This window comes from Halomonas sp. NYA30 (genome assembly GCF_976980765.1).
On record NZ_OZ334477.1, the window covers coordinates 1,879,221 to 1,903,167 of the forward strand.

General features: G+C 54.2%; 23 protein-coding genes and 1 pseudogene. 21 read left to right on the forward strand and 3 right to left on the reverse strand.

From position 1 onward, the window contains the following. Positions 1–46: 46 nt before the first annotated feature. The 14 genes and pseudogenes from ACWI0H_RS08565 (at position 47) to ACWI0H_RS08630 (ending at position 12,785) form a co-directional block, all read left to right on the forward strand. On the forward strand, positions 47–973 hold the full coding sequence (locus ACWI0H_RS08565; protein WP_101146183.1) for an electron transfer flavoprotein subunit alpha/FixB family protein: 927 nt from the start codon (positions 47–49) through the stop codon (positions 971–973). A gap of 201 nt (positions 974–1,174) precedes the next feature. Next, on the forward strand, positions 1,175–1,786 hold the full coding sequence (locus ACWI0H_RS08570; RefSeq protein WP_008956788.1) for a superoxide dismutase: 612 nt from the start codon (positions 1,175–1,177) through the stop codon (positions 1,784–1,786). Positions 1,787–2,035: 249 nt separating this feature from the next. Beyond that, a complete protein-coding gene (gene nrdH / locus ACWI0H_RS08575) occupies positions 2,036–2,257 on the forward strand; it encodes a glutaredoxin-like protein NrdH (RefSeq protein WP_008956787.1) in 222 nt (73 codons plus the stop codon). Between the two features lie 9 nt (positions 2,258–2,266). After that, a complete protein-coding gene (gene nrdI / locus ACWI0H_RS08580; protein WP_083832196.1) occupies positions 2,267–2,701 on the forward strand; it encodes a class Ib ribonucleoside-diphosphate reductase assembly flavoprotein NrdI in 435 nt (144 codons plus the stop codon). Further along, complete coding sequence (nrdE, locus tag ACWI0H_RS08585; protein WP_485875897.1) at positions 2,683–4,863, forward strand: class 1b ribonucleoside-diphosphate reductase subunit alpha; 2,181 nt, start codon at positions 2,683–2,685, stop codon at positions 4,861–4,863. Before nrdI ends, nrdE begins: the two co-directional genes overlap by 19 nt. 80 nt (positions 4,864–4,943) lie before the next feature. Then, the gene (gene nrdF, locus ACWI0H_RS08590) at positions 4,944–5,915 is read left to right on the forward strand and encodes a class 1b ribonucleoside-diphosphate reductase subunit beta (RefSeq protein ID WP_008956784.1); all 972 of its coding nucleotides are present in this window, start codon (positions 4,944–4,946) and stop codon (positions 5,913–5,915) included. 47 nt (positions 5,916–5,962) lie between these two features. Further along, the gene (locus ACWI0H_RS08595) at positions 5,963–6,367 is read left to right on the forward strand and encodes an NUDIX hydrolase (RefSeq protein WP_485875898.1); all 405 of its coding nucleotides are present in this window, start codon (positions 5,963–5,965) and stop codon (positions 6,365–6,367) included. 101 nt (positions 6,368–6,468) lie between these two features. Beyond that, positions 6,469–7,688: pseudogene (locus ACWI0H_RS08600) on the forward strand (IS3 family transposase). A gap of 188 nt (positions 7,689–7,876) precedes the next feature. Beyond that, complete coding sequence (locus tag ACWI0H_RS08605) at positions 7,877–8,659, forward strand: DUF3450 domain-containing protein (RefSeq protein WP_485875899.1); 783 nt, start codon at positions 7,877–7,879, stop codon at positions 8,657–8,659. Beyond that, on the forward strand, positions 8,656–10,002 hold the full coding sequence (locus tag ACWI0H_RS08610) for a MotA/TolQ/ExbB proton channel family protein (protein ID WP_485875900.1): 1,347 nt from the start codon (positions 8,656–8,658) through the stop codon (positions 10,000–10,002). The genes ACWI0H_RS08605 and ACWI0H_RS08610 overlap by 4 nt, the downstream gene beginning before the upstream one ends. A gap of 1 nt (position 10,003) precedes the next feature. Next, a complete protein-coding gene (locus ACWI0H_RS08615; RefSeq protein ID WP_101146176.1) occupies positions 10,004–10,546 on the forward strand; it encodes a MotA/TolQ/ExbB proton channel family protein in 543 nt (180 codons plus the stop codon). Continuing rightward, the gene (locus ACWI0H_RS08620) at positions 10,539–10,946 is read left to right on the forward strand and encodes an ExbD/TolR family protein (protein WP_101146175.1); all 408 of its coding nucleotides are present in this window, start codon (positions 10,539–10,541) and stop codon (positions 10,944–10,946) included. Before ACWI0H_RS08615 ends, ACWI0H_RS08620 begins: the two co-directional genes overlap by 8 nt. Beyond that, a complete protein-coding gene (locus ACWI0H_RS08625) occupies positions 10,943–11,719 on the forward strand; it encodes an energy transducer TonB (RefSeq protein ID WP_485875901.1) in 777 nt (258 codons plus the stop codon). Before ACWI0H_RS08620 ends, ACWI0H_RS08625 begins: the two co-directional genes overlap by 4 nt. 4 nt (positions 11,720–11,723) lie before the next feature. Then, entirely contained in the window at positions 11,724–12,785 is a 1,062-nt protein-coding gene (locus tag ACWI0H_RS08630; RefSeq protein WP_485875902.1) for a tetratricopeptide repeat protein, read from the forward strand. 149 nt (positions 12,786–12,934) lie between these two features. On the opposite strand, the gene xthA is transcribed toward ACWI0H_RS08630, so the two are convergent. Further along, the gene (gene xthA / locus ACWI0H_RS08635; protein ID WP_485875903.1) at positions 12,935–13,762 is read right to left on the reverse strand and encodes an exodeoxyribonuclease III; all 828 of its coding nucleotides are present in this window, start codon (positions 13,760–13,762) and stop codon (positions 12,935–12,937) included. Then, positions 13,762–14,016: a hypothetical protein gene (locus ACWI0H_RS08640; protein WP_101146171.1), complete on the reverse strand. Its 255-nt coding sequence runs from the start codon at positions 14,014–14,016 to the stop codon at positions 13,762–13,764. The genes xthA and ACWI0H_RS08640 overlap by 1 nt, the downstream gene beginning before the upstream one ends. Positions 14,017–14,160: 144 nt before the next feature. Between ACWI0H_RS08640 and rhlB the strand changes: the two genes are divergently transcribed. Together rhlB and dinG are read left to right on the forward strand one after the other, a co-directional pair. After that, on the forward strand, positions 14,161–15,435 hold the full coding sequence (gene rhlB / locus ACWI0H_RS08645; RefSeq protein ID WP_232774769.1) for an ATP-dependent RNA helicase RhlB: 1,275 nt from the start codon (positions 14,161–14,163) through the stop codon (positions 15,433–15,435). Positions 15,436–15,440: 5 nt separating this feature from the next. Further along, complete coding sequence (dinG, locus tag ACWI0H_RS08650) at positions 15,441–17,570, forward strand: ATP-dependent DNA helicase DinG (protein WP_485875904.1); 2,130 nt, start codon at positions 15,441–15,443, stop codon at positions 17,568–17,570. Positions 17,571–17,626: 56 nt separating this feature from the next. Here the strand turns inward: dinG and ACWI0H_RS08655 are convergent, their stop codons facing one another. Continuing rightward, positions 17,627–18,703: a 3-deoxy-7-phosphoheptulonate synthase gene (locus ACWI0H_RS08655; RefSeq protein WP_485875905.1), complete on the reverse strand. Its 1,077-nt coding sequence runs from the start codon at positions 18,701–18,703 to the stop codon at positions 17,627–17,629. A gap of 391 nt (positions 18,704–19,094) precedes the next feature. Between ACWI0H_RS08655 and rpoE the strand changes: the two genes are divergently transcribed. From rpoE to ACWI0H_RS08680, 5 genes are all read left to right on the forward strand, one after another. Further along, positions 19,095–19,694, forward strand: coding sequence for an RNA polymerase sigma factor RpoE (gene rpoE / locus ACWI0H_RS08660; RefSeq protein WP_176303149.1), 600 nt, complete (start codon positions 19,095–19,097; stop codon positions 19,692–19,694). Between the two features lie 297 nt (positions 19,695–19,991). Further along, positions 19,992–20,717, forward strand: a complete 726-nt coding sequence (locus tag ACWI0H_RS08665) for a sigma-E factor negative regulatory protein (protein WP_485875906.1) — start codon at positions 19,992–19,994, stop codon at positions 20,715–20,717. Between the two features lie 61 nt (positions 20,718–20,778). After that, positions 20,779–21,816: a MucB/RseB C-terminal domain-containing protein gene (locus ACWI0H_RS08670; RefSeq protein ID WP_485876185.1), complete on the forward strand. Its 1,038-nt coding sequence runs from the start codon at positions 20,779–20,781 to the stop codon at positions 21,814–21,816. Positions 21,817–21,847: 31 nt separating this feature from the next. Beyond that, positions 21,848–22,300 (forward strand): SoxR reducing system RseC family protein, encoded by a 453-nt coding sequence (locus tag ACWI0H_RS08675; RefSeq protein WP_485875907.1) that lies wholly within the window; start codon positions 21,848–21,850, stop codon positions 22,298–22,300. A 133-nt stretch (positions 22,301–22,433) separates the two neighbouring features. After that, positions 22,434–23,846: a DegQ family serine endoprotease gene (locus ACWI0H_RS08680; protein WP_485875908.1), complete on the forward strand. Its 1,413-nt coding sequence runs from the start codon at positions 22,434–22,436 to the stop codon at positions 23,844–23,846. Positions 23,847–23,947 lie beyond the last annotated feature (101 nt).

A 23,947-nucleotide genomic window follows, 5' to 3' on the forward strand; every position in this document is an offset into this window, starting at 1 on the left:
TGACTCTCCGTACTTTGAGATAAACGCTTTGAAAGGAGCTGATGCTATGAGCATTTTGGTACTTGCCGACCTACATGAAGGCCAACTGGCTGGCGCCACCGCCCACGTAGTAGCGGCCGCCCAGGCCATTGGTGGCGATATTGATATTTTGGTCGCCGGTGAAGGCGTTCAAGCGGCAGCAGACGCTGCGGCGAAACTCGACGGCGTTAATAAAGTACGCGTGGCGGACAACGCTGTTTACGCCCACCAGCTTGCCGAGCCCATGGGCGCGCTGCTGGTAGAACTGGCCGATGGCTACAGCCACGTACTGGCCAGCGCTTCTACCACCGGCAAGAACGTCCTGCCGCGCCTAGCCGCGCTAAAAGACGTCAGCCAGCTATCGGATGTGCTGGGTGTCGAGAGTGCCGATACCTTCCTGCGTCCGATTTACGCCGGTAACGCCATTGCAACGGTGAAAAGCGATGATGCGCTGAAAGTGATCACCATTCGTACCACCGGCTTTGATGCCGTCGGTGAAAGCGGCAGCGCCACGATTGAAGCGGTGGATTTTGTCGCCGAAAACAGCCAATCCAGCTTCGTCAAAGAAGAGTTGGCCCAGAGCGACCGTCCAGAACTAGGCGGCGCCAAGGTGGTGATCTCCGGTGGTCGCGGCATGGGCAACGGCGAGAACTTTAAGCTGCTGGATGGCATTGCTGACAAGCTGGGCGCCGCTATTGGTGCTTCCCGCGCGGCGGTCGACGCTGGCTTTGTGCCCAACGACATGCAGGTCGGTCAGACCGGCAAAATCGTCGCGCCGGACCTGTATATTGCCGTGGGTATCTCGGGTGCCATTCAGCACTTGGCGGGCATGAAAGACTCCAAAGTCATCGTCGCCATCAATAAGGACGACGAAGCGCCGATCTTCCAGGTGGCCGACTATGGCTTGGTGGGAGATCTGTTCGAGATCCTGCCGGAGCTTGAGAGCAAGCTGTAAGCATTTGAATGATCTATAAACATTGAGCCGACTTCGCCAGAAGTCGGCTTTTTTGTGATGGGTACATTAGGTAAACTGCCAATAGTTGACTAAAGTACTGGGGCAAAAGGTAAGAAAATCCACCCCGGTGGTTGAAAAAGCTGCGGGCTGACCGCACATAGGTAAGTGAAAGCAACGAAAGCCACTCAAGGAGATGATGATATGGCACATACACTACCCGAATTGCCGTACGCATATGACGCTCTCGAACCAAACATTGATGCAATGACGATGGAAATTCACCACTCTCGTCACCATCAAACTTACATCAACAACCTGAATGCCGCGCTTGAAGGCACAGGTCTTGAAGATGTACCTGTCGAAGAACTGGTCGCTAATCTGGATCGTGTTCCGGAAGCCAAGCGTCAAGCCGTTATCAATAACGGTGGCGGTCATGCCAACCACTCTATGTTCTGGCAAATGATGTCGCCTAACGGTGGCGGTAATGCTCAAGGTGATGTTGCAAAAGCGATTGATGCCGAGCTCGGCGGCCTTGAAGCTTTTAAAGAAGAATTCAAAAAAGCGGCCGTTGGTCGTTTTGGTAGCGGTTGGGCATGGCTCTCCGTTACACCTGAGAAAAAACTGGTAGTCGAAAATACCCTGAACCAAGACAGCCCGCTGATGCACGGCAATACGCCGCTACTCGGTTTGGATGTTTGGGAGCATGCGTACTACCTGAAGTATCAAAACAAGCGTCCTGACTATATTGCTGCGTTTTTCAACGTGGTCAATTGGGAAGACGTTGAGCGTCGTTACCAGGCTGCGATTAGCTAATACGGCTATGACCCGTTAATGGCGTCAGTTCTGGCGCTGTGAAAAAACCGCCCACTTTTAGTGGGCGGTTTTTTTATTGTCAGGGATAGCCTTGGGTATTAGCTGTCAATATCCTGTGGGTAAAAAATACCACATATGCTTGAATTGATTTTCCAATGGTCTATATATAGTATGCGTTGTGTCTTTTAGTGAGGGCGGGCACTAGATGTGCTCTACCCGAAAAATGCCGCTATGAAAAGGGGGTTACCCATGGAAATTCAGATTTATAGCAAGCCAGCTTGTGTTCAATGCACCGCTACTTACCGTGCGCTCGACAAGCAGGGGCTCGATTACACCGTTATCGATATTACCGCAGAGTCCGGTGCCCAAGAAGAAGTAGAAGCGCTGGGCTATCGGCAGCTTCCCGTCGTAGTCGTCGGCGAAGATCACTGGTCGGGTTTCCGTCCGGATCGTATTCAAGCCCTGGCGTAAGCCGACAACATGCTGGCAAGTTGCTCACACACACCGATGGCCGGCAATTTGGTGTACTTCTCTACTAAATCAGGTAACACCCATCGTTTTGTAGAAAAGCTTGGTTTTGTCGCCACGCGGCTGCCGCTAAATCGAGATGAGCCTGCGCTACGTGTTTCCCAGCCTTATATTTTAGTTACCCCTACGTATGGTGGGGGAAGTTCACAGGGTGCCGTACCCAAGCAGGTCATTCATTTTCTCAACGACACGCATAACCGGAACCTCCTGCGGGGAGTCATTGCTGCGGGAAACACCAATTTTGGCGAAGCATATGGTCTTGCTGGCCGCATCATTGCGAAAAAATGCCACGTACCGCTGCTGTATCGATTTGAATTATTTGGCACTGACGATGACGTGGTCAACGTGCGCAAAGGAGTAGAAGAGTTTTGGAAACGACTAACGTAGCTACCCAGAATGTGTCAGAAACAAAACGGCCTGCGGCGGCTCCTGAGGCGCGTACGCTGGATTACCATGCCCTCAATGCCATGCTTAATCTATACGGGGCCAACGGCGAATTACAGCTGGATAAAGATCGCGAAGCGGCACGCCAGTACTTTTTACAGCACGTTAACCAGAACACGGTGTTCTTCCACTCGCTAGAAGAGAAGCTCGATTACCTCGTGGAAGAGCAGTACTACGAAGCGGAAATGCTGGGCCAGTACAGCTTTGCCTTTATCAAAGCGTTGTTCGAGCAGGCCTATGCGTATAAATTTCGCTTCCCAAGCTTTTTGGGCGCCTTCAAGTACTACACCAGCTATACGCTGAAGACGTTTGACGGCAAGCGTTATCTAGAGCGCTATGAAGACCGTGTCTGCATGGTCGCGCTGACCTTGGCCCGGGGCGATGAAACGCTGGCCAAGTCACTGGTCGATGAAATCATCTCCGGCCGTTTTCAGCCCGCGACACCCACTTTCTTGAACTGCGGCAAACAGCAGCGCGGCGAACTGGTGTCATGCTTCCTGCTACGCATCGAAGACAATATGGAGTCGATCGGTCGCTCCATTAACTCGGCGCTGCAGCTTTCCAAGCGGGGCGGTGGCGTTGCCTTCCTGCTCTCCAATATTCGTGAGTCTGGTGCGCCCATCAAGCGCATTGAGAACCAGTCATCGGGCATTATCCCGATCATGAAGCTGCTGGAAGACGCGTTCTCCTACGCGAACCAACTGGGCGCACGTCAGGGCGCGGGAGCGGTCTACCTGAATGCTCACCACCCGGACATCCTGCGCTTTCTCGACACCAAGCGGGAAAATGCCGACGAGAAAATTCGTATCAAAACGCTCTCCTTGGGCGTGACGATTCCGGATATTACCTTTGAACTCGCCAAGCGCAACGACGACATGTACCTGTTCTCGCCCTACGATGTGGAGCGGGTTTACGGTGTTCCGTTTGGTGATATCAGCGTTACCGAGAAATACCAGGAGATGGTCGCAGATGCGCGTATTCGCAAGCACAAGATCAATGCACGCGCCTTCTTCCAAACGTTGGCAGAGCTGCAGTTTGAGTCGGGTTACCCGTATATCATGTTTGAAGATACGGTAAACCGCGCCAACCCGATTGCTGGCCGTATCAATATGAGCAACCTGTGCTCGGAAATCCTCCAGGTCAACACACCGACTGAGTATGACGATGACCTCGGTTATCGCCATATCGGCCAGGATATCTCCTGTAACCTGGGCTCTATGAACATTGCCAAGGTGATGGACGCAGGGGATATCGGTACCAGCGTTGAAATTGCCATCCGCGGTCTTACCGCTGTTTCGGAAATGAGCAACCTGCGCAGTGTGCCTTCTATTGCCGAAGGCAATGCCCAGTCGCGGGCGATTGGCCTTGGCCAGATGAACCTACACGGCTATCTGGCGCGTGAGCACATCTACTACGGCTCCGATGAGGGGTTGGACTTTACCAATCTCTACTTCTACTGCGTGGCGTTCCACGCCATACGTGCGTCCAACCGGTTAGCGATTGAGCACAAGGATACGTTTGCAGATTTTGCCAACTCCACCTACGCCTCGGGAACCTTCTTCGATAAGTACACTGACCAGGCGTGGCTGCCCCGTACCGACAAAGTACGTGAGCTGTTCGAGCGTAGCGGTATTGCGTTGCCGACCCAAGATGATTGGCAGGAACTGAAAGCGTCGGTCATGGCCCACGGTTTATACAACCGTAACCTGCAGGCGGTACCGCCCACCGGCTCAATCTCTTACATCAATAACTCCACCTCCAGTATTCACCCGGTGGCGGCGAGAATCGAGATTCGTAAAGAGGGCAAGCTAGGCCGTGTTTATTACCCGGCACCGTTCCTGGATGAAGCCAATTTTGACTACTTCCAGGACGCCTACGAAATCGGCCCGGAAAAGATCATCGATACCTACGCGGAAGCCTCGCAGCACGTCGACCAAGGGCTATCGCTAACACTGTTCTTCCCAGATACCGCTAGCACGCGCGATATCAATAAAGCGCAGATTTACGCCTGGAAAAAAGGCATCAAAACGCTTTACTACATTCGCCTGCGTCAAAGTGCTTTGGAAGGCACCGAGGTAGAAGGCTGCGTTTCTTGCACGCTGTAATCAGCAAGCGCTTTGTATCTGTTATTGAATGCCCGGTGTTGATCGCCGGGCATTGAACGCTACGTTTTGAGAGCAATGCCATGAACACCATGCAACGTTTATCGCGAGTTGATGCGATTAACTGGAATCGACTCCAGGATGATAAAGACCTGGAAGTGTGGAACCGTCTGACCAGTAATTTTTGGCTACCCGAAAAGGTGCCCTTGTCTAATGATATTCAGTCCTGGAACACTCTGACTGAAAAAGAAAAGCAGCTGACGATCCGCGTATTCACCGGCCTCACACTGCTGGACACCATCCAAAGCAGCGTGGGTGCACCGGTATTAATGGAGGATGCCCGCACTCCCCACGAAGAGGCGGTTTACACCAACATCGCCTTCATGGAATCAGTGCACGCACGCTCCTACAGCTCAATTTTCTCGACGCTCTGTACCACCCGTGATGTGGACGATGCCTTTCGCTGGAGTGAAGAGAACCCTACGCTGCAGGCGAAATCTCAGCTGATATTAGAGCGTTACCGCTCGGATGATCCACTAATGCGCAAAGTCGCCAGCGTGTTTCTTGAGTCATTTCTGTTCTACTCCGGCTTCTACCTGCCAATGTACTGGTCAAGCCATGCCAAGTTGACTAACACCGCCGACCTGATTCGCTTGATCATTCGTGACGAAGCAGTGCACGGCTACTATATTGGCTACAAGTTCCAACAGGCACTCGCGGAAGCGACGCCAGCGCGGCAGCAAGAAGTCAAAGATTACGCCTACGAGCTGCTACTGGAACTTTACGACAACGAAGTGCGCTACACCGAATCGCTGTATGACGAAGTTGGCCTAAGTGAAGACGTGAAGAAATTCCTTCACTACAACGCCAATAAAGCGCTGATGAACCTTGGCTATGAGCCACTTTTCCCCAGCAGCGTCACCGATGTGGATCCGACTATCATGGCGGCGCTTTCACCCAACGCCGACGAGAACCATGATTTCTTCTCCGGTTCCGGCTCTTCCTACGTGATCGGCAAAGCCGTCGCCACCGAAGACGACGACTGGGCGTTTTAATAGGGTTAGGTATTAATGGTTTAGGGTGGAGAACGAAGGAGAGGGGTATGACAGGGAATGTTGGTAGTGTACTGAAAATTGCCGCTGCCGTGGTGAGTGACCCAGATGGGCGCTTGCTATTGGTACGTAAGCACAATACGTCTTTCTATATGCAGCCAGGCGGCAAAATCGATGCCGGTGAGAGCGCGCTAGAGGCGTTGTGCCGCGAGCTGCAAGAGGAGCTTGGCTTGCATGTTAGGGAGGATGAGCTGATGCCGCTCGGAATGTATTCCGTGCCAGCGGCTAATGAGCCGGGCGTGATGCTTGAAGCGCATCTGTTTGGCCTTGTTATTGACGAGCCTGTCGAGGCGGCCGCTGAAATTGCCGAAGCAAAATGGGTGACCCGTGAAGCGGCTTGGCAGCTTCCTCTAGCGCCGCTGACGAAAGAGTATGTAGCAGTAAAGCACACATAGTGATGTTTGTGATGAAAGGGCGCTGATAGGCGCCTTTTTTATGCGCTTGACCCGTCCTGAATAGAGTTGACACGTTCCCGTCCTTATTTTGGGAGAGCGTGATGAGTCAACGAGTTAAGCGCACACAGAAAGACTATACTCTGGCCTTTAAACAGGCCGTGGTAGAGCAAGTGGAACGTGGAGAGATGACCTATAAACAGGCGCAGAGTCGTTACGGTATTCAAGGTCGCACGACGGTATTAAAGTGGTTACGTCGATATGGCCATCAGGACTGGAGTCCCGGTGCCACACAGCGCTTTAGAAGGAGTCCCGACATGCCCCGACCACTTACCCCTGAACAACGGATCAAAGAGCTTGAAGAAAAGTTGCGGCTTGCTGAGCAAAAGGCTCAGTTCTTCGAAGCTGTTGTGGAGGTGATGGAGAAGGATTACGGGGTGTCCGTAAAAAAGCAGCCAGGCAAGTCCTCACGCAAAAACGTGTTGCCGGATTAACCATCAGCAGGGTATGCCACCTTCTCGGCATCAGCCGCCAGGCTTGGTATCAGGCTAAAAAAGCGCAGCAGTCGCGAGAAGCCCGGGAGCAGCGGATCGTCGATTTTGTTCGAGACATACGACTTACCCAGCCCCGACTAGGCACCCGCAAGCTGCATCACTTGCTGCACCGCCAAACAGATCAAGAGCTGCACGTGGGACGAGATCAGCTCTTTCAGGTCCTTCGTGCGCGGCGTCTGCTGGTGCCCATACGCCGAGCTTATCATAAGACGACGCACAGCCATCATCGCTTCCGGCGACATCCGAACCTGCTCAAGCCAGGCCCCGAGCAGGTGGTTGCCTGCCGCCCTAATCAGGTCTGGGTCGCTGACATTACCTATCTACCGACGCGTCACGGGATGAGCTATTTAAGTCTGGTCACCGATGCTTACTCCCGCAAAATCGTCGGTCATCACGTCCATGAGAGCTTACGTAGCCAGGACGTAGAGCAAGCGTTACGCAACGCTCTACGCCAACGGTTAGGAAGCGAGCCGTTAATCCACCACTCGGATCGAGGCATCCAATACTGCTGTGACAGCTATCAGAAGATACATCACCAGTACGGTATCCAGTGCTCAATGACAGACGGTTATGACTGTTATCAAAACGCTCTCGCAGAACGTGTAAACGGGATATTGAAGACTGAATTTCTCTTGGTTCAGCCAGGAGATGTTTGTCAGGCGCGTACGATGGTGAATGAGTCCGTCGAGATTTATAACAGTCAGCGGCCACACCTAGCGCTGAAATACAAAACGCCCAATGCAGTGCACTGGGCGTTTGAGATGAAATAAGTGTCAATCTATTTTAGGACTAGACAGCTCGATGAGAGATAACGCCTGATTGTTAATGATAAATATTGTCATTTATTATATTAGTGGTAGGCTAGACGCGTAAAAGTTAAACGCAAATCGTTCTAATACCTAATTAGTTTTTAGCCGGGCGGTGACAGCCGCTGGCTACTCAGTGACGGAGAGTCGACGTGCTGAACAGGCCTTTTTTTGCCTTACGTGGATGGTGGCTAGCAGGGGTGCTGGCCAGTGGCACGCTGCTGGCAAGTGAACAAGCAGTGGCTCAAGCGGCCGAAAGTGTCGAAGCCCAGCAAACCCAAGCAGCGCTTCAGGAGCAGATTGATGCTGCTGATGAGCAGACCCGTGAACAGCTTGAAGAACTGCGCCGTCTGGAGCGTGAAACCCGCCAGCTGAAGGCTGACAACGCCTCACTGACCGGGCGCTTGGCGGAAGAGGCCGAGCGTCAGCAGCGGTTGGCGACGGCGCTGGATACGCTGGAAGAGACCCGCGCAGCGCTGCCCGTGATCGAACAGAATATGGCCGAGCAGCTTAGCAGCTGGATTGAGCGTGACCTGCCGTTTTTACGTGAGGAGCGGTTGGCGCGGGTTGAGCGTCAACCCGATGAGCAGGGTCAAAACACCATTGAACGTATTAATGGACTGCTAGAGGCCTGGCGCGTTGAGCTCGACTATGGGCAGGAGATGGATAGCTGGCGAGGCCGTTTAAGCCAGGATGACCGCGAACGCGAAGTGGATTTCTTGCGCATCGGGCGTATCGGCTTTTATTACCTAACCCCCGATGGCCGTGAGGGCGGTGTTTGGAGCGCTGAGAACGGCGCATGGCAGCCGCTGGATGACGAGTACCTGCGTGAAGTGCGCAGTGGGCTGCGTATGGCGGAAGATCAGCGCGCTCCGGATCTATTAACCTTGCCGCTCTCAATCAGTGCCAATGACCAGCAGGGAGAGCAACCATGAGTCGGCTAACACTTCGTCAATTGGGCTACGCCTGCGTTGTATTGGGGCTGGTAGCGGTAAGTGGCGTATCAATGGCGCAAACCGAAAGCACGACTTCTCTGCGTGAAGCCCGTGAGGCGGCTGAAGAGCGTGACCAGCAGCGGCTAATGAACTTTTTGGATGACCAGCAGGCGCTAGAGTCCGCGCTGGAAGAGGCGCGCGCCGAGCATGAAGATGCCCAGCAGCAGCATGAAGCACTACAGGCGCAGCAGGCAGAGCAAACAGATCAAGCCAGCGAGCTGAGCGAACGCCAGGCAGAGCAGGGCGAAGCGCTTTCGGGTCTGCTAGCCAATCTTGCCCGCCATAGCTCTGAGGTTCGCAATACGCTTGGCGAAGAGAGTCTATTAACCCTGGAAGAGGGTTCACTACCGCCACGTCTGGATGAAGTGGAAGTGCTTGAGCGCCATCAGCTGGAAAACGTGGTGGATCGCTTGGCGACGTTAACCGCGCGCACCGGGCGTGCCGAGCGGCTTTCAATGCCAGTCGCCGATGCTAATGGCGAGGTAGCCGAACGTGAGTTGATGCGGTTGGGAGATTTTGCGGCCTTTACCGAGAACGAGCTTTTAGAGCGCGGTGAAAATGACGGCAACCTTGTGGTATTGCCGCGTACACCTGATGCCATTGGCGGTTTACTAGCGGATTACTACCAGGGTGAAAGCCATGTCTTCGCTGTTGATCCTACTCAGGGCAGCGTGCTGGAAGCCCTGGCCCAGCAGCCCAGTCTGTGGGAGCGATTCCAGCAAGGCGGTTATGTCGGCTATGTGGTCGTTGCATTAGGTATTTTAGGCCTGATCATTGGGTTAGGGCAGTACCTCTATTTAGTGCTCGTTAGCTTGCGTGTTAATCGACAGCGTCAGTCGCTCAGCCAGTTAAAACCTAACAACCCACTGGGACGTGTATTGTTGCGTTTTGAAGGTATGGACAAACACCAGACCCCTGAAGCGTTGGAAGCACGTTTGGATGAGGCGGTGCTGGCTGAGCTACCAAAGCTGGAGCGCAGCCAATCAATGGTCAAGTTGCTGGCCGCGATTGCGCCGTTGCTTGGGTTGTTGGGTACGGTCACCGGCATGATCGTAACTTTCCAGGCGATTACCGTGTTTGGCACCGGCGACCCGCAACTGATGGCGGGCGGTATTAGCCAAGCACTGGTAACCACTGTACTCGGTTTGATTACCGCCGTGCCGCTGCTGTTCGTGCAGACAGCCCTGTCGGGTCGTAGCCGCTATTTAACCCATGTGATTGAAGGGCAGGCGAGCGCGACATTAGCTGATCATCTCGAATCTCACACGCCCGCGGTGAACTGATATGTCCACTCTTCCTCTCTGGCTCGAACCCGTTGAGCGCTTAGTGGAAGCGGGTGGCGCGGTATTGGTCGTGCTGGCAGTGGTGGCTGTGCTGGTATTTGCCATGGCCATGGAGCGCTGGTGGTACTACCGAATTACCTGGCGTACCGCGCGGCGTCAGTTATTGCGTCGTTGGGCAGCGCGCAGCGACCACACCAGTTGGAGCGCCCGTACGCTACGTCATGTGTGGGCGGAGGCGCTGGTCGCTAGACTGCGTAAGCCCTTGCCATGGCTGAAACTGCTGGTCGCGCTGTGCCCTTTATTGGGCTTGCTAGGCACGGTGACTGGCATGATTAGCGTGTTCGATAGCCTCTCGCTAAGTGAAACCCATCAAGCGCGCGCCATGGCGGACGGTGTCGCCCGAGCGACGCTGCCGACCCTAACCGGTATGGCCATTGCCGTGGTGGGGCTTTTATTTATTAGTCGTTTAGAGCATGTCATTCGTCGTGAAGACCAGCGGCTGCAAGATCGCTTGGCGCGGGCACTGGAGGAAAGTGATGCGTAGACGCCGTTCTATAGAAGCTACTGCAGAGAGTAATGAGGTGAATCTTACCCCCATGCTCGACGTGGTATTTATCATGCTGATTTTCTTTATCGTCACTACTAGCTTTGTTAAAGAGAGTGGCGTGGAGATTGATCGCCCTGAATCCAGCGCCGCGACGCCGCGCCCAGACGCCCAGGTGCTTGTGGCAATTTCCCCAGAAGGCGCCGTATGGGTGGATGGTAGTCCGGTGGATACTCACCGGGTCGGCCAGCAGGTCGCCGATATGCTCAGTGACGATGGCTCGGTGGTTATTCAGGCGGATCGTGAATCCACCACGGGCCTGCTGATCGAGGTAATGGATCGCCTGCGTGAAGCGGGCGTTGAGCAAGTGGCGGTGGCGGCGAGTCGGAGTGGCTCATGATGCGGCACCTGCTGTCGTTATTAGGGGGCGTCGTGCTGGCGGTGGGGCTGTTCTGGCTGCTGGCGCAGTTGGTAGCTCCACCTGAGCGTGAGCCTGAGGAGCTAACCATGAGCATGGCGATGACGATGGTGGAAGCGCCTGAGGTTGCTCCCCAGCACGAGGCACCGCCACCGCAGCCAGTCGAAGCAGCGCCGCAACAAGCGCCGCCGCCCATGCCAGCTCCTGAACCACCGCCAGTGGCTGATAGCACTATTAGCTTGCCGGAAGTAGAGCTGCCGGATGAGCCCGTTGAGCCCGTTGAGATGGATAGCGAGCTCCCTGAGCTAACGGAAGTGGAGCCGGAGCCCCAACCTGAGCCCGCTCCAGAACCCACGCCGGAGCCTCCGCCGCAAGAAGCGCCTACAGAGCCAGCGCCCACTCAGAGCGCTCCTTCAAGCGTGCCGGAAAGTGCGCCTGCGCAGCAAGAAGCGGCACCGGCAGCTGAACCATCCCCCTCTAACGAGCCGATTAGCGTAGGTCAGGCGACCCCCACCAGCCGGGTGAATCCAAGTTACCCCGCGCGCGCTCAGCGGCGTGGCATGGAAGGGTTTGTAGAGGTCGCCTTTATGATCCGGCGTGATGGCAGTGTGGATGCTTCTTCAATACGGATTACCAATGCGCAGCCGCGCCGTGTATTTGACGATGCTGCAAGGGACGCTATTGCGCAGTGGCAATTTGAATCAAGCGATCAGTTGCGCAATGCCACCCAGCGGATCGAGTTTCAGTTGAGGTAGCAATATGAAGCGTCTTTTAATTTTATTGCTAAGTGTCTGGTCGTTTTCAGCGCAGGCGAGTCCCGCATTGCCTGGGGATATTATTGCCGACCTCAACGCGCTGCAGAGCCAATTGCAAGAGGGGGAGCTAAGCAGCGTTGTCGAGCGTGCCACCGCCCAGGCTGAGCGGCTAGCCTCGGGTAATCAATCGGATCAATGGGCTAGTGCGCTCTATCAACAGCTGGCTGCAGGCGCCTTGGCGCGCCAGGATCAGCCTGCTGCGGCAGCGGATCGGCTGGCGATTGCCCGTGGCTTAGACGGTGTCGATAGTGCCCAAGCAGCCCGTTGGCTACGTGAGGAGGCCTCGCTGCGCCGTGCTGCCGACCAGCATGATCAGGTCATTGAGCTACTCAGGGAGTGGTTAACCAATCAGCAGGATATCGATACGACTTGGCAGTTAATCCGCTTGCTGGCGCAACAGGAGCATTGGGAAGAAGCCGCCGACTGGCTTGAGCAGGCGCTTGATGAGACGCCAGAACTCAACGAAGCACAGCAGACGCTGGCGCTTGCTGTGTATCGCAATGCAGGGCAAGGCGATCAGGCGTTGGGCTGGCTGCTAGATGGCTTGAGTGCGCAAAGCGACGCTGCCGATTGGCGCCAAGCCGCCGGGCTTGCCCAGCAGGCTGGTCAGGCAGGGATGGCTGCTGGGCTGTGGGAAACGGCGTGGCAATTAGGCAAATTAACCGAGCAGGAAGATTTTTGGCTGTTGATTCAGCTTCATCTCGCTGGCGGAACCCCCGCTAGAGCAGCAGAGCATCTAGAGCGGGCTCTAAATGAGGGCGATATTGTCCGCGATGAAACCCACCAGCGTTTGCTTGCCAATGCCTGGCGGCAGGCTAAAGACGTTGAGAAGGCTTTGAATGCTTGGCAAGCGTTGGCGCTGCATACGCAGACAGCCGCCGACTGGCGAGCCTATGGTCAGCTCGCTTACGCCTGGGGTGAGGATGAGCAAGCGAAACAAGCCTTTGCCCGCGCCTCGTCGCTAGGTGATAAAGAGGCGGAGCAGTGGCTGGTCAGCTTTAATTAGTCAATTTAACTTAGTAAAAACACGTTTATTCAGTTCCATGAGTCGGCGATAGGGTAGAGCGAGGGTCTTTTTCCAGGGATGGAAAAAGTAGCGCCCATGGATGGGTTTACAGCGCCCTCGCGGCGCCCTAACGCCGCAGGCAGGGAAGGCTAGGTTTTAAGCGCAATATCAAAGTCACTCCAGGTAGGCGCGTGATCAGAGGGGCGTTCCATGCCGCGCAGATCGTAGTCGATACCCGCGCCGGTGGTCTGATCGGCTAACGCCTTGGTGACGAGAATATAGTCAATGCGCAGGCCGCGCTTGGGCTCCTGGTTAAACCCTTTTGAGCGGTAGTCAAACCAGCTAAAGCGGTCATCGGTTTGTGGATAGCTGAGGCGATAGCTGTCGGTAAGCCCCCACGCTTTGACCCCTTCGAGCCATTCGCGCTCAATGGGTTGAAAGCTGGTTTTACCTTCGCGCAGCCAGCGCTTGCGGTTGGCCTCGCCGATGCCAATGTCCTGGTCTTCTGGCGATATATTAAAATCGCCCATGATGGCGAGCCGCTCGTCAGGGCGGTACTGCTCGTTGAGCAGCCGCGCTAGCTGACCATAAAAGCGCTCTTTGTTTGGAAACTTAGTGGGATGGGTGACGTTTTCGCCCTGAGGGAAATAGCCGTTCCATACCGTCACGGCATCCCCATCTTCCGCGAGTAGGCGAACGCCGATCATACGGCACTGGGCATCTTCTTCATCATCGGGGAAGCCATAAAACACTTCTTGAGGTGCCTGACGGCACAGTAGGGCAACCCCGTAGTGGCCTTTTTGGCCGTGATAAAAGACGTGGTAGCCCATGGCTTCCACGTCAGTAATCGGGAACTCGCTATTCTGAACCTTGGTTTCCTGAAGCCCAATCACGTCCGGCTGCTGAGTGTCGATCAACGCCTGTAATTGGTGAAGCCGTGCTCGGATGCCATTAATGTTGAACGAAACCAAACGCATTATGAATCGCTCCCCTTGGGATTGTTGGATTCACTGCCTTTGTCAGGGTGAATGGCAATATCCTGCCCACTCTGCTGGCGAGCGAGTTTTCTCACTGCCTGGAGTTTGCGCTGCTGTTGCTTTTTTGCCACAAAGCGGCGCGATGGAGCCACTTGGTCAGGGTTGTCGTGGCGCCATTTTTTATAATCTTTACGCCGGCCGGTACGAATAGTTACTTTGTCGGCCAGTGAACGAGTTTTTTTCTTACGCGTCATGTCGCGCTCCTTACGTCGATTTGACGGCTATTCTAACAGGCCTTGGGACTCCTTCGACAGCAGGACGCGCTCTTATCGCCAAGCCCTGGTACAATGCGCACGTCAAGAAGCCAACTTCCACAGCAATGGACAGATAGACAGCCTATGAGCGAGTCGGAACAGACCACAGCCCCGGCCCAGAATCGCAAGCCAAAACGCCGCCGTCGTAAACCGCGTCGTCGCCAGTCGAACTGGGATCTTCGTCAGTTTCAGGTGCCCGCCGTGGCCGGCAAGTGGCGCTTTCATGACTTTGATCTGCCGCTGCCATTAATGCGCGCTATTCACGCCCAAGGGTTTGAATACTGCACACCTATTCAAGCCGAGGCCCTGCGCCAAACGCTATTAGGTGGCGATATTGTCGGCAAGGCGCAAACGGGAACCGGTAAAACCGCGGCCTTTTTGATCTCTGTGATGGCCTACTTCCTGGAAGAGCCAGCACCCAATGGTCAAAAGCCAGGTGCACCGCGCGCCTTGATTATTGCGCCTACTCGCGAGCTGGCGCTGCAGATCGAAAAAGATGCTAAAGCGTTAGCACGATTTACCCAGCTCAATGTGGCGAGTGTGGTCGGCGGTATGGACTACCAGAAGCAGCGTGAAAGTCTGGGCAGCAAGATCGATATTCTAGTAGCAACGCCAGGGCGCCTGCTGGATTTCCATCAGAAGCGTGATATCGACCTTAATGAGGTTGAAGTATTGGTGTTAGATGAAGCCGACCGCATGTTGTCGATGGGCTTTATTCCCGACGTGAAGCGGATTATTCGCTACACGCCGAAAAAAGAGGAGCGCCAGACCTTCCTCTTTTCGGCCACCTTTACTGACGACATCTTGAATCTCGCCAGTCAGTGGACGCTTGATCCTGCCCACGTCGAGATCGAAGTGACCGTCGAGAATCAGGCGGATATCGATCAGCGTGTGTATTTGGTGTCTGATGACGATAAGCAGCGCTTGTTGGTTAATCTACTCCAGCAAGAGAGCTTTGAGCGCGTTATGGTCTTTGGTAACCGCCGTGACTTGGTGCGCAAGCTTGACGATCTACTCAAAAAAGCTGGCGTAAGCGTGGCGATGCTGTCGGGTGATGTGCCTCAGGGGCAGCGTATCAAAACGTTGGAAAGCTTCCGCGAAGGCGAAATCCAGGTGTTGGTCGCGACTGACGTTGCTGGACGTGGGATTCACATTGAAGACGTCAGCCACGTTATCAACTACACCCTGCCGGAAGACCCGGAAGACTACGTACACCGTATCGGTCGTACCGGTCGAGCTGGCGCTAAGGGTGTCTCGATTAGCTTCGTTGGCGAAGAGGATGCGTTCTCACTGCCGGAAATCGAGCGCTATATCAACGACAAGCTGCCCTGCGTGCATCCGCCGGAAGGTATGCTCTAAGCCGCATGCTGGATGACGCCCTCAAAAGCGAGATTCAAGACGCTTACCGTCGCGTGGTGGATACCCTTGAGCTAACACCACGCTACGGCCAGCGCATGATGATCGCCGAAATCGCCCGAACCCTCGGTAATATCGAGAGCGACAGCGAAGGTAAGCGCACAAGCGATACCCATGTGTGTGTGCTTGAAGCGGGCACCGGCACTGGAAAAACGCTGGCCTATCTAATCGCCGCCTTGCCCATCGCGAAAGCGCGCGGCAAGCGGCTGATTATTTCCACGGCCACGGTCGCTCTCCAAGAGCAGGTGCTGAATCAGGACTTACCCTCGCTTGCTAGCCACAGCGGCATTCCCTTTCGCTACGCGTTAGCCAAAGGGCGTGGTCGCTATGTGTGCGTGGCACGTCTGGATCAGGCGCTCGAAGGCACTGAACCCAACCCAACGCTCTCTCTGTTTGAGCAGTCGCTGCAAACGCAAAGTAGTGACTTTACGGTCATTGCCAGCGATATGGCGCAAGCTTATGGCCAGGGCGAATGGGAAGGGGATCGTGATAATTGGCCAGAGTCGATAGACGATGCGCACTGGCGAAGACTCACAGTAGATCATCGCCAGTGTACGGGCAGGCGCTGCGGGCACTTTGGTGCCTGCGCGTTTTTCCGTTCCCGTCGTGAGCTTGAGAATGCGGATGTTATCGTCGCCAATCACGACCTTGTGCTGGCTGACTTGGCCTTGGGTGGCGGCGCTATTCTGCCCGACCCGGCGGACTGCATCTTTGTGTTCGACGAAGGCCATCACCTGCCCGAGAAGGCGCTTTCCCATTTTGCTCACCGCTTTGCAGTGCACGGCTGCTTGCGCTGGCTAAAAACGTTGAGAAGCAGTTTGACCGACCTTCACCAGGCGTTGGCTATTCAGCCAACGGTGTCGCGGCTGTTGGTCAGCTTGCCAGAGCTGATTCATAACCTGGAACCCGCACTAGGCGATGTGTTTAGCATGGGTCATCAGTTGGCGGAGCGGCCAAATGGTTTGGCTGATGAAGAGGCCACTCATCAATCGCGTTTTGAAAAGGGCCAAGTGCCCGATGCTCTACGGGAGCAGGCGCAGCAATTGTTGGTGATGTTCGCCTCGCTGTCGCGCTGCTTGGAGAGCATTAGCGACATACTGCGTGAAAGCCTTGATCCTGATAAGCAGACCGGCCTTGATCGTGAGCAGGCGGAAACTTGGCTGCCGCTCGTCGCGTTGCTTCATGGGCGTGCCTTAGAGGCGCATGCGTTGTGGCAGGCGTTTAGCGAGCAGGATATTGCTAACGAGGCGCCCAGCGCTCGCTGGATTACCCTAAGCCGGGTAGCCGGTGAGCCGGAGGTTGAGTTTTCGGCCAGCCCCGTTTCAGCCGCGCATACCCTGGCCAAACATTTATGGGGACGCTGTCACGGGGCGGTGGTCACCTCTGCGACCCTGACGGCCCTGGGTCGCTTTGAGCGCCTGCAAGAGCGGGCAGGCTTGGCGAATCGCTACCGCTATCAGGCGCTGCCGAGCCCCTTTGATTACGCCAATGCCGTGCTGCGCGTGCCTAAAGAGGCCACTGACCCTGGTGACAGAGAAGCCCATGAGCGGGCGATTGTGACTTTTGTATCGCAATTGGCTGATAAAGAGGCGACGTTAGTGCTGTTCTCCTCTCGAGCTCAGTTGCGGGCGGTCGATAAAGCGTTGCCCGCGAGTGTGAAAGAGCGGGTGCTCGCTCAGGATGCACTGCCCAAGCGCGAGTTGATCGAGCGCCATCGGGCGGTGGTAGACAGAGGCGAGGGCAGTATCATTTTTGGCTTGGCGAGCTTTGCCGAGGGCATCGATCTTCCAGGCGACTATTTGACGCACGTGGTGATTACGCGGCTACCTTTTGCGGTGCCTGATGACCCGGTGGGTGCTACGTTAGCGGAGTGGATAGAGAGCCAGGGCGGTAACGCATTTATGCGTATTAGCGTGCCTGATGCGTCTATCAAGCTTGTGCAGGCCTGCGGGCGATTGATTCGTAAGGAGAGTGATCGCGGGACGATCACCTTGCTGGATAAGCGGGTGATTACCCGTCGCTACGGGCAAGCGCTGCTGGACGCACTGCCACCATTTCGGCGCGAAATTAGTCACTAGCGATTATCCAGTGTATTGGGAAGCAATAAAAACCCCGCCGAAGCGGGGTTTTCGACCTACTGGGCGATGCGCTTGGCTAGCGTGTCGGCAAGTTTATCGTTCATGCGGTTGAAGGTTTCCACCGTGGTGTCCCAATCGATGCAAGCATCAGTAATCGAGACGCCATACTGCAGCTGGCTAAGATCCTGTGGCAATTTTTGATTGCCCCAGCCGATGTTGGATTCAACCATCAGGCCTATGATGGAGGTGTTGCCTTCCAGGATTTGGTTGGTAACGTTTTCCAATACTAGCGGCTGTAGCGCTGCGTCCTTGTTGGAGTTGGCGTGGGAGCAGTCGATCATAATGTTGGGCGAGAGTTTGGCTTTCTCGAGCTCTTTCTCTGCCAGGGCAACGCTTACGCTGTCGTAGTTGGGCTTGCCGTTGCCGCCGCGCAAAACCACGTGACCGTAGGCGTTGCCGCGGGTACGAATAATCGCCACCTGACCTGCCTGATTAATGCCCAGGAAGTTGTGCGGGCTGGCCACGGACTGAAGTGCGTTAATCGCCACATCCAGGCTGCCGTCGGTACCGTTTTTAAAGCCGACAGGGCAGGAGAGGCCGGAAGCCATTTCCCGGTGAGTTTGCGACTCGGTCGTGCGGGCGCCAATCGCTGACCAGCTAATGCAGTCTTGCATGTACTGAGGAGAGATGGGATCGAGTGCTTCGGTAGCGAGCGGTAAGCCCATTTCAGCGAGGTCGACCAGCAGTTTTCGAGCGATGTGCAAGCCTTCATCGATCTCAAAAGAGTCGTTGAGGTGCGGGTCGTTGATCAGGCCTTTCCAGCCCACCGTTGTGCGCGGCTTTTCGAAATAGACGCGCATCACTATATACAGGCTGTCGCTGACTTGATCGGCAAGTTTGCGAAGACGGCGGGCATAATCAAGCGCTGCTTCCACGTCGTGGATAGAGCAAGGGCCGACCACTACCAACAGGCGTGGATCGCTGCCATCCAAAATGTTCTGGATGGTTTTACGCCCCTCTATTACGGTGCGCTCTGCTGCATCCGTTAACGGGACGGCATTCTTGAGCGCTTCTGGCGTTGTGAGAACGTCTTGAGCGAGGACGTTAAGGTTATTAACCTGCTGTTCTGACATCTTGCTACCTGTGCTTGCGTAATGGCTGAAAAAGTGAGGGGACGATAAAAGTGGCGTCTACTATCGCTTGCCGGGGAGGTAAAAATCAATTGTTGTGGAACTATAGCAGCATTAAAAGTGTCAGCCGCAGGGTTTTGTGAAAGGAGCTAAGTGCTTGATGCCCTGCACGGAACGCGCAACACTGAGGCTCTGTTTTAACTGGGCCCTGTCTTTAAAATTCGGTACCGTTATAAAATGCAACAACATATACGGGCGATGTATTCGCTCTTTTATTCACTCTATTATTAATCAATGCCCAAGGGACGCTATGCTGCTTGCTGTGAACGCCCACTTGTTAGGGCTAATAGGAATGGGGCTCGGCGCACGCCGTACGAGCTGGAGGAGCGTGTGAATGGGCACTCGGGAAACAGACCAACAGCTTGTGGAACGTGCCCAAAAAGGCGATACGCGCGCTTTCGATTTGCTGGTAAAAAAATACCAGCACAAAATTATCGGCTTGATCGGTCGTTACGTTCATGATCACTCTGAAGTGCAGGATGTTGCTCAGGAGGCATTTATCAAGGCGTATCGCGCCTTGGGCAAGTTTCGCGCCGAAAGCGCGTTTTATACCTGGATGTACCGTATTGCTATCAATACTGCCAAAAATTATTTGGTCTCGCGAGGCAGGCGTCCCCCGGGCAGCGATCTAGATATTGTTGATGCTGAAATTATCGATCAAAGTGGCCGATTGGCCGATTCTGAATCACCGGAAGCGGCCATTGCTAGAGATCAGCTTGAAGCAGCGGTTTACCAAGCTATTGCCAACTTGCCTGATGATCTGCGCACAGCGATTACCTTGCGAGAACTGGATGGTCTTGCTTATGAAGATATCGCTCAGGTAATGCAATGTCCGGTGGGTACCGTTCGTTCACGAATTTTCCGCGCTCGGGAAGCGGTTGATGAGCATATTCGTCCGTTAGTATCGACGGTCAGGAACAGTCGCGATGAATAACGGTCATTAATAAAAGGGCTAGGTGATCGCTTTGAATCGCCATCACAAAAAATGAAGGTTTTACTTTTTTTGTGAACTGTCTGGCACGTTTAGCGTCATAAAGCATGACTATCTTGATGAACACAATGGTTGTATCAATGTACAAAGCGTCATGAGCTTAGCGTTGTAATCTGGTTAGGTAGATAGCCTAAGTAGTGTGTAACGGAGTCTTGGCCTTGGAAGTCGTCGGCGTGATGGTGCTTGTTCTAAGTGGCCGCTATGCCAGTACTTCTTTTAAACAGTGTGAGGGTGTGAAGTATGAGTCAAAACACACGGGAATCACTTTCGGTGTTGATGGATGGCGAAAGTGATGAGCTAGAGCTTCGCCGAGTGTTGAAGGCGCTGCCTAACGATGATGACGCCGCCGATACTTGGCGCCGCTATCATCTTGCACGCAGCATGATGCAACGTGAGCAGGGTGTCGATGTAAGCGTTGATCTTTCTGCTGGCATCATGGCCCGATTGCGTGACGAGCCTGCTCCTATAACGCAAGGTTCAGACCAAGTGGCCCATCGCACTGGAGGGATATCGTTTGCCCGTGGTGCTGGCGTTGCTGCTGCTGTCTCCTTGATGGTTATTACAGGTGTGCAGTTCTTTGGCAGCGATTCGCCGGTTGGTCAAGGTGGCGACATTGCAACGACTGCTTCCAGTACTAATGGGGGGACTCAAGTGCAACCCGTTAGTTTGGCGTCTCAGCCGACAGTTGCTGGGCGTGCAGATATGCCGATGTTTGAACCTACGCCGTTTAGGCTTAGCGGGCAGTCAGGTCAAAGTGGTTTGATGAATATTAGTGAAGCTGGCTTCTCAGCGCAGACTCCTCAGGGAGTCACCGCTTCACAAGGCACTAACATTGATGTTGATCAGATCGGCTTATTACAATCTTATTTAAAACAGCACACCCAAAGTGCCGCTTACGGCAGTGGTGACAGCTGGATGCCGCTGATGCGTCCTTCTGCAGTAACTGAGCCACTAGGGCAGCGCTAAGCCTCAATGACGGGCTTTTTCATAGCGCCTATTAGGTGAGCAGGGAGTGGGAGTGCGCGAGATGGAAGTGCGCAATATGATGGTTGCCCTGCGGACTAAGCGAGCATGGGGGCTAGCAACTGCAGCTGTGGCTTGTATGCTCTCTTTTAATGTCTATGCAGAGAGCATAAATAAACAATCAGAAAGCCACGCTGGTTATGAATGTGCAGCGGTTTCGCAGCAGGCGCCTAGCAGCGCAACACAGTGGCTTGAGCGTGGTTTGTGGGCCAGCCACTGTTACGCCTTTCAAGCAAGAGCCGTCGCTATTGATTCAATCGGGGTTCGCACTCTTGCGCTTTCGCACCGAATTCAAGACGGTATTCGACAGCAGGTAGTTCAGTATTTAGATGGTCCCTCTGTCAGTATCGAGCGACGCTCGCCAGTCGGGCGGTTAGCCTGGACAGAAGAGGACAGCACTGGTGAGCTGCCTTCGCCAGCGCGGTGGGCCGCTCACCTTGAGCAGTTCTATTCCATTGAGCTTGAAGATAACGCGCGTGTTGCTGGTCGTGAAGCGGTTAAACTAATGTTTGAGCCTCGCGATCAATGGCGTTTTTCCCATGAGTGGTGGCTAGACCAAGACACTGGCCTGTTGCTGAAGCATGTACTCATTGACCAGCAAGGGCGAATCATTGAAACTTTTCAAATCACTCAGCTTCAATCGCCTCGAAAGTATACTGGAATCGTTAGGGTAGATGGTTCAAAGGTCGTGCTGGGCACTCCCTGGCAAGTTACTTGGTTGCCCGAAGGTTTTGTTACTCAACCGATTAATTTTACCGGCAATGATCGGCATCAACGAGTTTATAGCGACGGTTTAGCGACGGTAAGTATTTTTGTAGAACCTCTTTCCTCTGATGCTACTACCGCTTTAAAAGAAGGCGTCCAGCAACTGGGTGTTTCTGCTGTCGCCATTGAGCATACAATGAGCGCTAAAGGTCGTTGGCAGGTGGTGGCCATTGGTGAGCTACCTGTAGCAACACTCCAACGGATCGTCCGTTCAATCAATTTTGATTTGCTTGAATCTCAGACCAGTAGTGATAGCCACGATGAGGATGAGCCTTAGTGTTTTCGTTTTACGTATGTCAAGAAATGAAATGACGGCCTCTACTGCATGCTCCACCCTGCTGCGCACTGGCACTGTTGTAGGGTTTAAGCCCCAGCATCTTATTATAGAAATGTCTGCCCAAGAGAATTGTGAGCAGTGCGCGCAGGGAAGAGGGTGCGGTTTAGGATTGTTATCGCGTCGGCGCAGCCAGCACATTGCTATAGCACTTCCTGAGTCAGCCCTAGATATTGAGCAGCGTTATCCATTAGGGAAGTTGGTCACCATAAGCTTGCCAAGTGCATCCGTCACGCTACTCGCTTTTTTTGTTTATGGGCTCCCTTTACTGCTAGCGCTGTTGCTATCCGGCATAGTCTCGCGTGTTAGTGACTTAATTTGGCTGCCGCCACTGATCTTTTTTATCGCCTTGGTGGGCGGTGCGCTAAGTATTAACTACCTATTGCGTGGGCGAGGGGAACGCTTTCGTCCACGCTTGGTCAATTAGAAGGTTAATTTAGTTCTCCGGCACTTTTCTATGGACTGTTTCTATAAAAAATTTCTATAAACAGTTCCTATGAACGTTGCTGTGAGTCATTGATCTGCCTTCGATTACTATCACCTTAAGTAGGAGCTCTTGCATGAAGCGCTTGATTCTCCCCTCCACCCTATGGGTATGTGTGGTGGCATTGCTAACCTTTGGCCAAGCGGCCAGCGCACAGGGTTTGCCTGATTTTACCGAGCTGGTAGAGGATGCCGCCCCTGGGGTGGTGAATATTTCTACCAGTAGAACGGTTCAGCGTAGCAGTGTCCCTGGTTTTGAAGGGTTCGGCGGTCAGGAAATTCCAGAAATTTTCCGCCATTTTTTTGGCGATAGCTTCCCCGCGCCGCCTAGCAATGGGCAAGGACGTAGTGAGGAGCGTCAATCCTTAGGTTCTGGATTCGTTATTAGTGAAGATGGCTACGTGATGACTAACGCACACGTTGTTCAAGACGCTGATGAAATTCTTGTGCGGCTCAATGATCGACGTGAGTTGAGTGCCCAAGTGATTGGTAGTGACCCACAAACCGATGTAGCACTCCTCAAAATAGAGGCCAATGACCTGCCGGCACTCACGCTGGGCGATTCTGATGAGCTCAAAGTTGGCGAATGGGTAGCGGCGATTGGTTCGCCTTTCGGATTTGAACACTCCGTCACGGCGGGTATCGTCAGTGCAATCAATCGCACCTTGCCGCGTGATGCGTATGTTCCCTTTATTCAAACGGACGTGGCGATCAACCCCGGTAACTCCGGTGGTCCGCTGTTTAATCTTGAGGGCGAAGTGGTCGGCATCAACTCACAAATCTTTACTCGTAGCGGCGGTTTCATGGGTGTCTCATTCGCGATTCCCATCAACGTGGCTATGGATGTTGCCGAGCAACTGCGTGAAGATGGCCGAGTTAATCGCGGCTGGTTAGGTGTCATGATCCAGCCGGTCTCCGAAGATTTGGCTGAGTCGTTTGGCATGGAGAGTGCGATTGGTGCGCTGATTGCTGACCTTGATCCCGAAGGCCCCGCCGCGCAGGGTGGCCTCCAGGCTGGTGATGTCATTCTTGAAGTCAATGGTGAAGAGGTTGAGCGCTCAAGCTCGCTGCCGCGTCTGATTGGCAAAGGTGAGCCCGGGACCGAGGTAGAGCTTACCTTGATGCGTGATGGTGAACAGCTGACCGAATCAGTAGAGCTGGGCAGTTGGCCGGACGCCGAGCAGCAGACTGCTCAAGCCACTAGCGAAAACCAAACACGTCTTGGCGTAATGGTCTCTGAAATTGATGATGCTATGCGTGAGCAGCTGAATATCTCAGGTGGCGTGGTAGTTCGCCAAGTTGAGTCAGGTAGCGTGGCAGCTAAAGCGGGAATTCGGCCTGGGGATGTATTGGTAAGTATCGATCATCGCAGCGTCTCTTCTTCAGAGGAATTAATGAGCATTGTCAAAGAGTTGCCTACTGATCGTGCCATTCCGTTGCGCCTGTTCCGCGAGGGTCGTTCGCTGTTTGTAGCGCTTCGCCTAGAATAATCCATCTATTGTTACTCATAGTCCGGCGGTTCTCGCCGGACTATGGCTGCTAGCCTGCCTCACTCGATAATTAAGCTCGCTAGGCTGTATTTCCTACCTCT